Annotated in this window: 16 protein-coding genes; 4 read left to right on the plus strand and 12 right to left on the minus strand. The window is 32.7% G+C overall.

Going from position 1 to position 14,420, the window contains the following annotated elements; translation table 11 throughout:
- Positions 1-59 precede the first annotated feature (59 nt).
- Positions 60-581, minus strand: coding sequence for a DUF5004 domain-containing protein (locus AC3ITQ_RS18900; RefSeq protein WP_375034125.1), 522 nt, complete (start codon positions 579-581; stop codon positions 60-62).
- Between the two features lie 479 nt (positions 582-1,060).
- Between AC3ITQ_RS18900 and susR the strand changes: the two genes are divergently transcribed.
- Positions 1,061-2,659 carry a SusR family glycan utilization regulator gene (gene susR / locus AC3ITQ_RS18905; protein ID WP_489235690.1) on the plus strand — a complete coding sequence of 533 codons (1,599 nt, stop codon included), beginning with the start codon at positions 1,061-1,063 and terminating at the stop codon, positions 2,657-2,659.
- Between the two features lie 166 nt (positions 2,660-2,825).
- Here susR and AC3ITQ_RS18910 read toward each other — a convergent pair whose 3' ends face one another.
- From AC3ITQ_RS18910 to AC3ITQ_RS18960, 11 genes are all read right to left on the minus strand, one after another.
- Entirely contained in the window at positions 2,826-4,049 is a 1,224-nt protein-coding gene (locus tag AC3ITQ_RS18910) for a sterol desaturase family protein (protein WP_489235691.1), read from the minus strand.
- Positions 4,050-4,183: 134 nt separating this feature from the next.
- A complete protein-coding gene (locus tag AC3ITQ_RS18915) occupies positions 4,184-5,470 on the minus strand; it encodes a Glu/Leu/Phe/Val family dehydrogenase (protein WP_489235692.1) in 1,287 nt (428 codons plus the stop codon).
- 465 nt (positions 5,471-5,935) lie between these two features.
- Positions 5,936-6,790 carry an EamA family transporter gene (locus AC3ITQ_RS18920; protein WP_489235693.1) on the minus strand — a complete coding sequence of 285 codons (855 nt, stop codon included), beginning with the start codon at positions 6,788-6,790 and terminating at the stop codon, positions 5,936-5,938.
- A gap of 46 nt (positions 6,791-6,836) precedes the next feature.
- The gene (locus AC3ITQ_RS18925) at positions 6,837-7,217 is read right to left on the minus strand and encodes a hypothetical protein (RefSeq protein WP_489235694.1); all 381 of its coding nucleotides are present in this window, start codon (positions 7,215-7,217) and stop codon (positions 6,837-6,839) included.
- Positions 7,218-7,274: 57 nt separating this feature from the next.
- Positions 7,275-7,868 (minus strand): 2OG-Fe(II) oxygenase, encoded by a 594-nt coding sequence (locus AC3ITQ_RS18930; RefSeq protein WP_489235695.1) that lies wholly within the window; start codon positions 7,866-7,868, stop codon positions 7,275-7,277.
- A 160-nt stretch (positions 7,869-8,028) separates the two neighbouring features.
- Positions 8,029-9,492 carry a magnesium chelatase gene (locus AC3ITQ_RS18935; protein ID WP_489235696.1) on the minus strand — a complete coding sequence of 488 codons (1,464 nt, stop codon included), beginning with the start codon at positions 9,490-9,492 and terminating at the stop codon, positions 8,029-8,031.
- Between the two features lie 134 nt (positions 9,493-9,626).
- On the minus strand, positions 9,627-10,745 hold the full coding sequence (locus AC3ITQ_RS18940) for a vWA domain-containing protein (protein WP_074662006.1): 1,119 nt from the start codon (positions 10,743-10,745) through the stop codon (positions 9,627-9,629).
- Positions 10,746-10,851: 106 nt separating this feature from the next.
- Positions 10,852-11,250 carry a YchJ family protein gene (locus AC3ITQ_RS18945; protein ID WP_489235697.1) on the minus strand — a complete coding sequence of 133 codons (399 nt, stop codon included), beginning with the start codon at positions 11,248-11,250 and terminating at the stop codon, positions 10,852-10,854.
- Positions 11,222-11,455, minus strand: a complete 234-nt coding sequence (locus AC3ITQ_RS18950) for a hypothetical protein (RefSeq protein WP_489235698.1) — start codon at positions 11,453-11,455, stop codon at positions 11,222-11,224. Before AC3ITQ_RS18950 ends, AC3ITQ_RS18945 begins: the two co-directional genes overlap by 29 nt.
- Positions 11,456-11,546: 91 nt before the next feature.
- Positions 11,547-11,696, minus strand: coding sequence for a hypothetical protein (locus tag AC3ITQ_RS18955; RefSeq protein ID WP_086065325.1), 150 nt, complete (start codon positions 11,694-11,696; stop codon positions 11,547-11,549).
- The gene (locus tag AC3ITQ_RS18960; RefSeq protein WP_489235699.1) at positions 11,696-12,235 is read right to left on the minus strand and encodes a hypothetical protein; all 540 of its coding nucleotides are present in this window, start codon (positions 12,233-12,235) and stop codon (positions 11,696-11,698) included. Before AC3ITQ_RS18960 ends, AC3ITQ_RS18955 begins: the two co-directional genes overlap by 1 nt.
- An 86-nt stretch (positions 12,236-12,321) precedes the next feature.
- Here AC3ITQ_RS18960 and AC3ITQ_RS18965 point away from each other — a divergent pair, with 86 nt between their 5' ends.
- From AC3ITQ_RS18965 to AC3ITQ_RS18975, 3 genes are all read left to right on the plus strand, one after another.
- Positions 12,322-12,573 carry a hypothetical protein gene (locus tag AC3ITQ_RS18965; RefSeq protein ID WP_074662021.1) on the plus strand — a complete coding sequence of 84 codons (252 nt, stop codon included), beginning with the start codon at positions 12,322-12,324 and terminating at the stop codon, positions 12,571-12,573.
- 382 nt (positions 12,574-12,955) lie between these two features.
- Positions 12,956-13,396 (plus strand): KTSC domain-containing protein, encoded by a 441-nt coding sequence (locus tag AC3ITQ_RS18970; protein ID WP_072973585.1) that lies wholly within the window; start codon positions 12,956-12,958, stop codon positions 13,394-13,396.
- A 257-nt stretch (positions 13,397-13,653) separates the two neighbouring features.
- Positions 13,654-14,415, plus strand: coding sequence for a DUF4369 domain-containing protein (locus AC3ITQ_RS18975; RefSeq protein WP_489235700.1), 762 nt, complete (start codon positions 13,654-13,656; stop codon positions 14,413-14,415).
- Positions 14,416-14,420: the final 5 nt, after the last annotated feature.

Genomic DNA, 14,420 nt, shown 5'->3' on the forward strand with positions numbered 1-14,420 from the left:
TGGTATCGCCATTCTTTGTTTAGTTTGTAATTTGGAATCATGGCGATTTCATATTACTTTTAATTAATAGCATTTAATTTGAATACATAAGACACAAAAGGAGTTCCGCTAGAAGAATGCACCAACTGAAATTCCATTTCGTCGTTGCTTCCCGGAACTGATGTTAATCGAAGTTCATCTGTTTTTTGTGTTTTTTGAGCATCGCTGTACAGATAGATTCTTACTGCACTGGCATTAGTCTGTTGAAAATCGGAGCTTAATCTCCAATATCCTTTTGGGGCAAATAAAGGAGGAACATTACCCATAACCTCGTAACTTGTTGGCTGGTTCTTTTCGTCTACACTGAATCTGATTTTAAAATCCTCGTAGTTAAAGTACGTACTCAAGTTTTGTTCGTTTGGCTCGATGGCATTTGCTTTTGCAGATTCATCTACCATTTTCAAATTTGTTAATCCCCAATCTCCGTTTACTTTCTCATAAATGGTAATTGGATCAACATAGCTTCCGTCATCAATACTGTCACAGCCAATGGCAAACAGACACATAATAACAGCTAACCAATAAATACTTTTACATCTCATAAATTTGTGGTTTGTTTGTTAGTTTTTTTGTCTCATTAAAGACAGAACGAAGCTAGATGTTAAAAAAACCTAAAAAAAAATATCTGATAAAAATCAAGATGTAATTGAAATAAAATTAAATTTAATCTATTGCAAATCAGTATTTTACATTATTTTTGTGTTTACAAAAATCAAGATGCTGTTGAGATGAAAAACAGCATATAAATAATAGTATTTATGACAATATGTAAATTAAAGTCTATATTTTTTTCACTATACATATATATTATTGCTTTTTATTGTATAATTGCAAATTATTAGACTACTTTTAACATTTAGATCTTATTTTTGTTCGATGATCTAAATTTTATAGCTTTGTTATTAAGAGAATTACCAAATTCTGACAGCTATAAATCATCAACATTTATTTTTATCCTGAATTAAAAAACGAATTAACTCAACAACCAAAAAAGAATTTTACCCCTTAACCAAAACTAACTATGCAAAGAATATTCATTCTATTTTTTTTCATTGCAGGTTTCTCTCTAACTGCGAAAGAGACAAATCCAGTGCTGGAAGAATTAGATAAAGTGCTTCTTAAAAAAGATATTTACTTAAAACAGAAGTATCGTAAAATTGAAGCCTTAAAAAAAGACGTCTCAAAATTTACCGTCAGTCAAAACAACGAGCAGCTTTATAATAGCTATATGTTGTTGTTTGACGAATACAAATCATTCAAATATGACTCCGCTTATTATTACTTAGAAGAAGCAAAATTCAAGGCGATTGTTTTAAAAGATCCTAAATATTTAGCCAAAAGTCGAATTAAGGAAGGTTTCGTATTACTTTCTTCGGGACTTTTTAAAGAAGCCATAGATACATTGAATGTTATTGACGATCAAAAGCTCGATCAAAAAAACAAATTCGAATATTATTCTATAAAAGCCCGTGCCTACTATGATTTAGCCGATTACAATAAAGATCAGCGTTTTAATATTCATTATGTACAACAAGGAAATCACTTCCTTAAAAAGGCTTTAGAATTGATCGGAACCAATACTAATGAATATTGGGCTGCCGAAAGTTTAAAGAGACTAAAACAACAAGATTGGCGTGGCGCTGAATTTGCTTTCAGCTACTGGATCAACAATTACAAATTACCTTCTGATTATTACGGAATTGCAACTTCAAGCCTCGGCTATATCTATTCAGAAAGAGGCTATACCAAAAAAGCCATTCATTACCTGGCACTTGCCGCTATTGCCGATGTTAAAAATGCGACCAAAGAAACCGTCGCACTTCGGAATTTAGCCAACGAACTCTTTAAAATGGGTTATTTGGATAAAGCCAACGAATACATCAATATCGCGATGGATGACGCTACTTTTTATAATGCCAGACATCGAAAAATCGAGATTTCCACGATCTTACCGATTATTGAGAAAGCACAATTGAATAACGTAAAAGATAAAAATGATAAATTAGAAAGAATCATTATTTTATTGACGATTCTTACCTTGATCATAGTTTTGTTTCTGATTATCATTTTCAAACAATTAAAAGAAAGAAATAAAGCCCGAAAAATAATGGCTTCGTCGTATGCGCAACTTCAGGAAATGAATATTAGCCTGAGTGAAGCCAATGCTATTAAAGAAGAATATATTACCTATTTTATTAAGGCAACTTCGGCTTTCATTAATAAGATAGATCATATTCAGAAAAGCACACTTCATAAAATCATTACCAAAAGAACCGATGAAGTTATTGCGAGTTTGAAGCGTTATAATGTAAAGGAAGAACGCGAGAATCTCTTTCATCAATTCGATGAAATCTTCCTGAAATTATTCCCTACTTTTGTGACGGATTTTAATCATTTATTCCCAAATGATCACAAATGCATCGTTAAAAAAGGAGAGCTTCTAAACACCGAACTAAGGATTTTTGCCTTGTACCGATTAGGAATTCAGGATAGCAGCCAAATGGCAGAATTTCTGGAACTTTCTGTAGCTACCATTTATACTTATAAAACTAGAATCAAAAGCAAATCTGATTTTAAAGATACTTTTGAGGAGAAGATTATGGCGATTAAGACGATTTAAAATCCGAAAAAAAATAGCCACGAATTCACGAATTATTTAAATATAAATTCAGGAATTCGTGGCTATTTTTTTATTTCACTAATAAACAATTAGTAAAAATTTGTGCAATTCTTAGTAGCCAAAACCTAATTCAATATATTTTAATTCGTGAATTTGTGGCTAATAATTATTCCGAAGTTTCTAACTGCAAAATTATATTTTGATAGCGTTTACTTAACGAAAACAACTGCTCAGCAAAAATCATAATCGCTAACGGAACAAAGAAAAATGCCGTTAAATTTTCCTCATATAAAAAGTAAGTTGAAATCATAAAAAGACGGGCATATTCCAAATAATATATCCATTTTCGCTGTTCTAATAATGCTCCGCAATTAACCAGTGTAATGAAAATCAAGAATAATACAAAAGCTTTATCGAAGCCATTTAAATACTCAAAATAATAAGTAAAAACAGTTAAAAGCAAAGTACAAACTCCTAATTGAATATAGAGATAATTTCGAAATTTCAAGCGTTGATGTGGATTCTCTTTATCTTGCAGAAAACGCTTTTCTAACGTTGGCCGAATATCCTGATCCATATGTGCCGGACTTCCAAAAATGGCTTTCCAGCTGGCTTTAAAACCTTCTGAGCGTTTCCATAGCTCATAAATCTCAAAATAGTAATGAAAATGCTGCCAGAGAAAACTATAGCTTTTTAAGGGATGTGTCAATCCGTATTTTGGTTTTTCTTCTTCTTCCTGGAAAGTTCCAAAGAGACGATCCCAAAAAGTAAACATATCGCCGTAATTTTTATCCAGATATTTTTCATCTGAAGCATGATGAACACCATGGACAGAAGGAGTTACAAAAACATATTCCAACCATTTTATTCTACCAATAAGCTGCGTGTGCGTAAAAAAAGAATACGCACCATGAACAATCAACATCGTAATTACCATTGTTGGATGAAAACCAATAAAAGGCAAAACACACCAAAATCCCGTTCGGATAACAGCCTGAAAAGTGGTAATTCTGGCCGCAGCCGTAAAATTAAATTCTTCACTATGATGATGTACAATATGTGCTGCCCAGAAAAAATTAACCTCATGCCCCAATCTATGATACCAATACCAAACAAAATCGGTAGCAAGAATTAAAGCAAACCAAACAAAAATGTTAGCCGGAATATCTAAAAGTCTGTAATTATCATAAATCAGATAATACAACTGATAAAAACTGGCGGAGATAAAAAGATTAATTAATCTCTCGGCTATACCAATACTAATGTTTGAAACAGAACTTTCATAATTGAAAATTTCAGGTCTCTTTTTACGTTGTGCCAACTTGTATTCCAGAAATAAAAAAAGGAAAAAAGCAGGCATTGCAAAGGCAAGAAAATTAATATGTTCCATTTTTAAAAATTACTTTTTAATAGAGAAGAAAGTCACTTATAAACCAAGAGAGAAAGATATTTTCACTAAATTAATTTCGTTTACTAACCAAAAACGATTTCAATACATAAAAAATCTTTCTCCCAAACCAATATTTAATTCTGCTTGAATTTCGGAGCATCTAACGCTACCTCTTTCACTGATTGTGTATCTGCCACTTTTTGCAAAGCAATAATGTATGCTGCTATTCTTGGCGTCACATTATGTTTTAAGGCGATTCTGAAAACCGTTTCAAAACCTTTTTCTAAAATATCTTCTAAACGGGTATTAATCTGATGAATTCTCCACGATTCTAAAAGTGAATTCTGAAGCCATTCAAAATAAGAAACCGTAACTCCACCGGCATTCGCTAAAATATCAGGAACAACCAAAACATTATTGTCATGCAATATTTTATCTGCATCTGAAGAAACAGGTCCGTTAGCGCCTTCCACAATAATTTTGGCTTTAATAGCAGCGGCGTTTTTCTGTGTAATAACATCTTCTTTCGCTGCCGGAATCAATACATCAACATCTAATAACAACAAGTCTTCATGTTTGATGGCAACCGAATTCGGATACCCTTTAATATTCTTATTGTTTAGATTGTAATAAAGGATCAGTTCTGGAATATTAAGCCCTTCCGGATTATAAAAAGCTTCTGAAACATCACTAACCGCAACAATTTTCAATCCTTTTTCATATAAAAACAAAGCCGAATGCAATCCTACATTTCCAAAGCCCTGAATAGCAGCAGTAGATCTTGCCGGTCTTAATTTTAATTTTTGAAGGGCTAATAATGTGATTATACTCACACCTCTTCCAGTTGCTTCTACCCTTCCCAATGAACCTCCGGAATGTAAATGTTTTCCAGTTACCACAGCGTGAATTGGCTTACCATGAACTAATGAAAATTCATCCATTAACCAGCCCATTTCGTCTGGACCAGTTCCCATATCTGGCGCAGGAACATCTTTTTCAGGGCCAAAAATATCAGCTAATGCTTTCGTATATCCTCTTGTAATTTTCTCTAATTCTGCTTTAGAATGTTTTCTGGGATCACAGATAATTCCGCCTTTTGCTCCTCCAAAAGGAATTCCGGTAACAGCAGATTTCCAGGTCATCCAGGCAGCCAATGCTTTTACTTCATCCAGATTTACACCTGTATCATAACGAATTCCGCCTTTTGACGGCCCTAATGCTGTATTGTGAATTACACGATAACCTTCAAAATTTTGAACGTTTCCGTTATCTAACACAATCGAGAAATTAACTACGATTTGTTTTTCCGGACGTTGCAGTTTTTGCCTGATTGATTCGTCCAGATTAAGAATATCGGCTGCGATATTAAAACGATCAATCATCGATTGAAAGGGGTTCTGTTTAATTATTTCTGTGCTCATCTTTTATATCTTTTAAATTTGAATATTTGATTTGTATTTTTTCTATCCTTGAAGACGCTTTTACTTATAACAAGGAAAAACCTCAATTTTATCTCCAACATCGCATTCGACAACATGGAATTTTGATCAGACAACACTGCATCATAATATTCGTATTTCTATTTGGTCTCATTTCTTTATTTTTTAATAGTTCTAAAAAAAGCCTTTCATTGGTGCATGAAAGGCTAAAAAAAAATAACTAACAAGTGATTTTCTATTAACGCCATTTCACTGCATAGTTCAACATGCAACACAACGTGATGCTACACATGACCTGAATGATATTTTGACTAGAGTATTTCATTGTTGGGACAAATTTATAAATATATTTCTTAAATTCTATAGAATTAGTAGAGTTTATTTTGAATAAATTGAAACTTAATTTTAAAAGAGCTGTAAATAAAGGAATTAGACTACAGAAAAAATTTACTTAAATTGTGAAATAACAATAAAAATTATCGCAATTAAGGCTAAAAAGATACCAATAAAGTTAATTTTTGATAATTTTTCCTTGAAAAAAAGCAGACCAACAAGACTTCCTAAAATAATAACACCCATATTCATTCCGGCAAAAACAGTCGATGGGTTTTCTGAAAATGCTTTGTGCGCTTTTAGATAAAACAATATATTTCCGAAATTAAAAAGTCCGACCAAACCTCCGAAAAGAATATTTTTAGCTTGTAATTTTACCTTTTTCAAAACGGTTTCATAAACAACAACCAATAAAGAAATGGCCAAAGAAATATCAAAAACTATAAATAAAGAAGTGGTATAAGGCAAAGTAGTATAAAGTGCTATTTGCTTAAAAAGAATATCAATTACACCAAAACCCAACAAAACAACTGTTGGATAAACCCACTTATTTTCTGTGTTTACTGATTGTTTTTTAAGTATGAATAATAGTGCGACAAAACCAATTAATAATCCTATAACTTTATAAGAATTGAAATCTTCTTTGAAAATAAACCAGGCTGCTAGTATCGGAATAAAAAGTGATAAACGCTGTGCTGCATCCGTTTTTACGATCCCCATATGCTTTATAGAAGCAATTAAAAACAGAAAAACGACTGGTAATAGTATTCCAATGGCGATGTAGATATTCCATGGTGCTGCTACATCAACTTCGTTTAAATTGGGACTGAAAGTAAAATAGCAAAGTGCCAATGCTGTTACGTAATTGAATGCTACAACCTGAGTGGGATTAGCATTATACTTTCTAGTGATTTTGAATATAACACCAACAATTACACTGCAAAGAATACTAAGAATAAGAAATAACATAGGCTAAATTTAGAATGCAAAAATAAGACTAATCATCTTCTCATTTTTATTCATGTCCATAATATTTGAGGAAATGATGTTTAAATTCAGTTTGCATTAATTCAGAAGTGATGCCTCCAAATTGAATTTCAAATCCATCAGAATCCGTTCCTGTTATTGCTCCGCCCCAACCTGGCAATTGCCTACCATTTTGCAAAAGAATTTTTAATTCGGGGATTACAACTGTATCAATAAACTTTTCTTTAGGGAAATCCGAATTAATCTGAATCTTGTATTTTTTACAATGATTTCGAAACAAATCGTAAGGAGAATCAATCCCATCAAATATTATTTTTCCATGCACTATTCCCATTGGCGGGTCTGCAAATTCAAATTCTGTATAACCTATATTTATACCATTGAGTTCTAAAATATATTTACTAACCATCTTTATTTCTTTATCAGAAATCCAAAAGTAACTATTTATATATTTTTAGGTTAAAATTTAATCACTTTTCAGCCAACCGGTAATACTCATTCTGGTATTTTGAGTAACCAAAACTTCATGAACCAATTCATTACTTTTAAAGAAAACGGTTTTTCCCTGAGTTGGTGCAATTTTTTGATTGTTATTTTCCTGGTGAATCATCAATTCTCCTCCGTCACTTTCCAGCCAATTACTATTGAGATAACTGATCATAGAATATTTCCGACTTGGATTATTCTTGAATTGATCTAGATGTTTCAGATAAAAATCACCTTTTTCATATAAAGAGTAATGAAATTCATAACCTGTGATTCCGGCGTAACAGCTTTCATTTAAATAAAGAATGAAGGCATCAATTTGCGCAAAAAATTCATTTTCAAAAACATTATTATGCTTTTTATCGAGCCAATAAATCGAATCGCTTCTAACCGCACCATCATAAGAGAGTTTCTCTGAATTCCCTATTCCGGCTTCAGACAATAAACTTCTCTGATTTAAATCAAGTAGATTTTGTTTGAGATTATCTGCCAATTCTTTGCTTAAAAAATGCTCCGAAATACCTACTTTATTTTCGATATAACTTGCAATCAAATCTTCAAAACCTTCTTCCATTTTATTTTTGGGAAAGACTGCAAATACAGCCAACGGAGCAAGGTAGAAGAAATAAAACTGGTAATAGACTTATTTTCAATAAATAATAAACCCGATAACTTTTTAAAAGCTATCGGGTTTATTTCTACGCAACGTTAATTCATAATTAACAATTCACAATTTATAATTTACTAATATAACTTCCGTACATATCTTTAAATTGATGTCCCTGTGCAAAACGATCTTTGCTTAGTTTTTTATATTCTACCAAAGCCCATAAAATAAATTCCTTCATGAAATATTGGTCTTTTTTATCTAACTGTGGCTGGTATTTCTTCAATAAAGTTTCTAATGGAGTCACTTCATCAAGAATACTTTTATATTCAGCATCTGAAGCATCATCTAACAATTCGAAACCACTTTCTGCAAAAAACCATTCTATTAAATCTGAGTATGGTGTTTTTTCGCCAGGTTTTTCTAATTTTTCAATTTTCGGAAAGAAATCAGAAAACAAAGTTCGGATAGCAGATCCTATTAAATTCTGCGCCACGGCAGCGGCTCCCTCCTGCTCTCCTTCATATACTAATTCTACTTTTCCGGTGATTGCCGGGATAATTCCAATGAAATCAGACAGACGTAAAATGGTATGATCAACTCCGGCTTTTAACGCACGACGTTCTGCTGTACTAATTAAGTTCTCGTAAGCCGTAATACTCATTCTCGCACTTACACCGCTTTTATTATCAATGTATTCACTGTCACGCGCTTCAAAACTAATTTGTTCTAAAATATCTTTAGCCAAACTTGGTACATAAACAATTTCGCTTTGTGTTTCGTCTAATTTAGCTTCCTGTTCTGTAATTGTTCTGGCAATGGCAACACTCTCCGGATAATGGGTCAGGATTTGAGAACCAATTCTATCTTTAAGAGGCGTTACAATGCTTCCTCTGTTAGTATAATCTTCCGGATTTGCAGTAAATACAAATTGCATATCCAATGGCATTCTCAATTTAAAACCTCTAATTTGAATATCGCCTTCCTGCAAAATATTAAATAATGCCACCTGAATTCTGGCTTGTAAATCGGGTAATTCGTTGATAACAAAAATAGAACGATTCGCTCTCGGAATCATTCCGAAGTGAATCACACGATCATCAGCATAAGATAATTTTAAATTCGCCGCTTTTATCGGATCCACATCTCCAATTAAATCGGCAACCGTTACATCCGGTGTTGCTAATTTTTCAAAGAAACGTTCGCTTCTGTGTAACCAGGAAACTGGAGTTTCATCTCCTTTTTCAGCAATTAAATCTTTTGCAAAACGTGAAATTGGATTTAGCGGATCATCATTAATTTCTGAACCCGAAACAAACGGAATATATTCATCTAGTAATTCGATCATTTTACGCGCCAAACGTGTTTTTGCCTGACCACGAAGTCCTAATAAATTGATATTGTGACGCGATAAAATAGCGCGTTCCAATTCTGGAATCACCGTATTTTCGAAACCATGAACACCTTCAAAAACAGGTGTTCCCGATTTGATTTTCTCACGAAGATTATTTCGTAACTCATCCTTAATACTTATGCTCTTATATCCTGAAGCCTTTAATTGACCGAGTGTTTTTATAGTATTTATTTCCATTTTATGAAATATCAGTTTATTGTTTTATTTTTTATTCTTCCGTAGAAAATTACAGTATAATATCATTACTGTGCGTCTCTACAATATACGTCATGTATAAAAATCTTAAATCCTTAGCATCTTAGAACCTAAAATTACCTCACTCTTTTCTTCCTATTCGTTTCATAATCTTCAAAAATCATTTCGCCCAAACCTTTAAGTCCCGTATAAAATGCTTTTCCCTGATTTGCTTCTGTAAAATGATTCACAAAACGCTGTAAATACGGATCGTTTGCAATCATAAAAGTGGTAATCGGAATGTGTAATTTTCTGGCTTGCTGTGCCTGTGTGTAACACTTATCTACTATATACTCGTCAAGTCCATTACTGTTCATATAATAGGAACCATCGCGTTCGCGAACGCAGCTTGGTTTTCCATCGGTAATCATGAAAATCTGCTTGTTGGTATTTCGTTTTCTTCGCAAAATATCCATTGCTAGCTGGAGTCCTGCAACCGTATTAGTGTGATAAGGTCCAACTTGTAAATACGGCAAATCCTTAATAGGAATCGTCCAGGCATCATTTCCGAAAACCAAAATATCCAATGTATCTTTTGGATAACGCGTTGTGATTAATTCTGCTAAAGCCATTGCTACTTTTTTGGCAGGCGTAATTCTGTCTTCACCATACAAAATCATACTGTGGCTGATGTCAATCATCAAAACCGTGCTCATTTGAGCTTTGTATTGCGTTTCTTCGACAACCAAATCATTTTCGGTCAGCATGAAACTTTCTACACCATTATTGATTTGTGCATTACGCAAACTTTCAGTCAAAGCAATTCGCTCCAAACCGTCTCCAAAATTAAATTCACGGAATTCACCGGTATGTTCATCACCGTTTCCGGCATGTTTCGTTTTATGATTTCCGTTTCCTGAACGCTTTAAGTTACCAAAAATTTGATCTAAGGCCTGCTGCCTGATTGCTCTTTCTGTTTTAGCTGTAATTCCGAAACCAGCAGTGCCATCAGGTTTTGCTTCGTCTTTTATGTAACCTTTCTTTTTTAAATCTTCGATAAAATCATCGATAGTGTAGTTCTCATCCGTCAGTTTATATTCTTTATCTAACTCCCGAAGCCAGTCTATAGCTTCATCAAAATCCCCCGAAGTATGGGTGATAAGCTCTTTGAAAATGCCAAAAAGTTTTTCAAACGGAGACTGAAATGGGGCTTCGTACGACTTAAAATAAAAACCTTTTTTAAATTCGTTTTTCATAATTCTAAAATTACGCTATTTTAGAATTACGAAAAAAGAAACGTTTATTAATTTTTAGTTAAAATATTGAGGAGAAAGCAGTTGAAATCGAGGCAATTTCTGTCAATTATTCAAACTTTCCGTCAACATAATACCAGGAGCCTTTTTCAAATTTGAATGTAGAGAATTCATAATGAATTTGAGGTTTACTATTTAAATCCATAAAATAGGCTTTAAACTCAACTGTTTCTTCAGAAGAACTTAAAATCTCCAATTTTTGCCATTTATTAGATGTCGCCCATTTTAGAATTTCTTCTTTTGAATAATAAGCTCTTTCCGAAACATGCGTTGTTTCCAGAAGATAATCGGCGTTTTGAGTGGCGTATGCCGAATAACGAGAACGCATTAAAGCCAATGCGGTTGGTGCTTTTTGATTGTTTTTGAGATACAATCCACAGCAATCATCAAACGGTAAACCTGTATCGCAAAAACACGTTTTATTCTCCATCAACTGCCTCTTCTCCATTGATCTTAACATGCAGCTGATTCAATAAAACCTGATATCTGCTAATTTCTCTTAGTTCTTCATCTTCTTCGGCATGATCCAGCATTTCGTCTAAAGTTTCATTTACTTCAAGCAATTTATTATTAGCTTCTCTATCTTGTTTTGCAGCAATTAAATCAATTATTTCCTGCACACTTACTTTTAAATCGTCAAATTTACTATTCATATTTTTTTTGTTTCAGGTTTAAAGTTTCAAGTTTTTTTTGTTCTGGTATCAACAACTTGAAACCTGAAACAAAGAAAACTTAAAACTATTCTTACTCTTCGTTCTTTTTATCTTCATTAAATTTTTTCACAATTTCTTTTAGTTTTTCCTTGCGTGCAACTTCAGCCTGTTTCTTTTTATTCTGGGCTTTGTGCAATTTGTCATTGTGTGCTTTGATGTTCTTTTCGTTGTTGCGTCCCATTATATTTCTCTTTTAATTTCTTCTAAACTTTTCTCGGTATAAATCAATTCTGTTATAATCCTTTCTCTCAAAACATCAATATCATCATCAAAATGTTTTGCCCAGGAAGTCAGCTGCTGCAGATTTCTGATTTGTTTAATACGTTTTGTCGTTTCAAAACTCGTTCTCAGAATCGCTTTTTTATCATAGGCCGGATTATTTTTATGCTGATAGATTACGGTGTTCTTATCAAAATCAGCTTCAATATAATATAGTTTTTCTTCGGCATTATCCGGATGAAATTCACTCCAGGCGGCAAAACCTATTTTTGTTTTCGAAGGCGTTTCCGGTTCCATGGCAATCAAACGCCATTTACTGTTGGCTAATCTTCCCCAATGATTCGAAACTCTGTACATTCCGGCTTCACTATAATAATAGGCACTTCCGGCCTTACTTTCGAATTGTTTTTTTAAGCCTTCAATTGCATCTGGAAGCACTTCATGAAAAACACAAAAGGTATTTTTAAATGAATTTGGATGTGGCTTAAAGTTTTTATGCATATGCAAATATACTGAGATTGTCGCGAACTCCCTAAAACAAACATAAAATGCTTAACTTTGCTGCATCAATTTTAAATTTAAAAGTTATGTCTAAGGATTCACAAGAAAAAATGCCCCAAAAAGGAGTTTATACCGGTATCATCGAAAAAGATGAAAACAACAATTATTTTTGTGGTGAATATCTTTTAGATTACAAAATAGCACATTCAAATTTTAATCTTGGAGACTGGGTTACCATTAAATCGGTGATTGAAAATCCAAGTGATATTAGTTACGATAAATATCCGAAAAAGTCTAAAAATTTTGATAAAGCAAATCATAAACCAGAGAATAAATAAAAATTGTTTCAGGTTTCAGGTTTCAGGTCTCAGGTTTCAGATTTGAAATGAGAATAGAGCAGCTTTGACATTTTATCGCAAAGTTCGCAAAGGTTTACACAAAGTTCGCAAAGCTTATAGCCATAGCTTTGCGAACTTTGCGGTTTACTAAAGACTGTATGATTATAAAAACTTTGCGCACTTTGCGGTTAAATTATCCTGTATCAATTCATCATAACATTCTAACGTTTAACATCTAACTTCTAACATTTTACATATTTTCATAATATTTTTTGCCTTAAAACTAAAAAGTTAAAAAAAAGTGTACCTTTGCAAAAAATTTGTCGTTTTGAAGTAAAAAACACTCATTTCAAACTAATAGACAATAAGTTACCTTTTATTTATGAAAAAAATAGTTGAATACCGCAAGTTACTAAACGTAGACAAAACTGCTGAGTTAAAAGATTTGAAAACCATTTATCGTAATGCGATGAAAGAAGCTCATCCTGATAAATTTCAAGGTGATGATGCTGGTTTAAAAGCAGCAGAAGAAAAAAGTAAAGCGATTATTGAGGCTTATCACTTTTTGGTAAGTATTAATCCTGAGACGATTAAAGCAAATTTACCAGAATATACTGAAACGATTTCTACTTGTTCAATTACAGATTATAAATTTGTTGAAGGTCGTTTAATTATCGATTTCTCTAACGGAAGTGTTTACGAATACATTAGTGTTCCTAAAGCAACTTATGTGAAAATGGTTAACGCTGATTCTCCTGGAAGATTCGCAAAAAGACACATTTTGAATTCTTTCACATGGAGAAAGAAAACAAATCAAGAATAGTTTTACGCTAGAATATACCTAAAAGCACGCTGTCTACAGCGTGCTTTTTTTATGCTTAAAAATCAAAAAATTGCTTAGTTTGAGTTTAAATAAGCATATAATTAAGAGTTTTAAGTCGATTAAACCTAGCAAACACCCTGAAAACATGATACTTAAAGATAAAAAAACTATAACAAAATTTTAGGTTACAAAATTCTTTATGTTTTATATTTTTAGATACTTTTGTTGCACAAATCAATTAACTAATTAATTTTATAATGAAAAAAATATTTTTTTTACTTACCGCTTCAGTTGCGATAATGTCATGCAGCAAAGTTAAAGACGGAGAATACCTTATTACAGGAACTGCAAAAGGAATTGCAAACGGAAAAACAATCATTCTTCAAGGTCAGGATCCAACAACAAAAATGAATGTTGCTCTTGATACAGTAAAAGTTGAAAACGAAAAATTTGAAATAAAAGGAAAAGTAACTGAACCAGCTTTTCATACTTTAATTCTTCAGGATGCAAACGGGCCAATTCCTTTCATCTTAGAAACTGGTGAAATTACAGTTGCAATTGATAAGGACAGTATCCACAAAACTAAAGTTGGTGGTACTTATAGCAATGATGAGTACGTAAAATTTGACGAAGAACTTAAAAAATCTCAAAAAAGATTAATTGATTTTCAAAAAAATAACACTCAGAAAATGCAACAAGCTCAACAAGCTCAGGATACAGCAACTATCAACGGTTTGATGAAACAATATATGACTATTCAAACTGAAGTTCAGGCAGATTCTAAAAAGAAATATGTTACTTACGCTGAAAGTCACCCAAAATCTTTTATCTCTGTATTGATCGTTAAAGGAATGTCTGAAGATCCTACAGCAGATGCTAAAAAAATTGAAAGTTTATACAACTCATTAGATGAGTCGTTAAAAAATACTACTCCTGGAAAAGAAGCTAAATCTAAAATAGGTCAAGCAAAAATGCCTGCGGTTGGTGCAACAGCTCCTCCAGTTGGCAGCGCTAAATGAAGATC

It is taken from the genome of Flavobacterium sp. KH_001, from assembly GCF_057840745.1.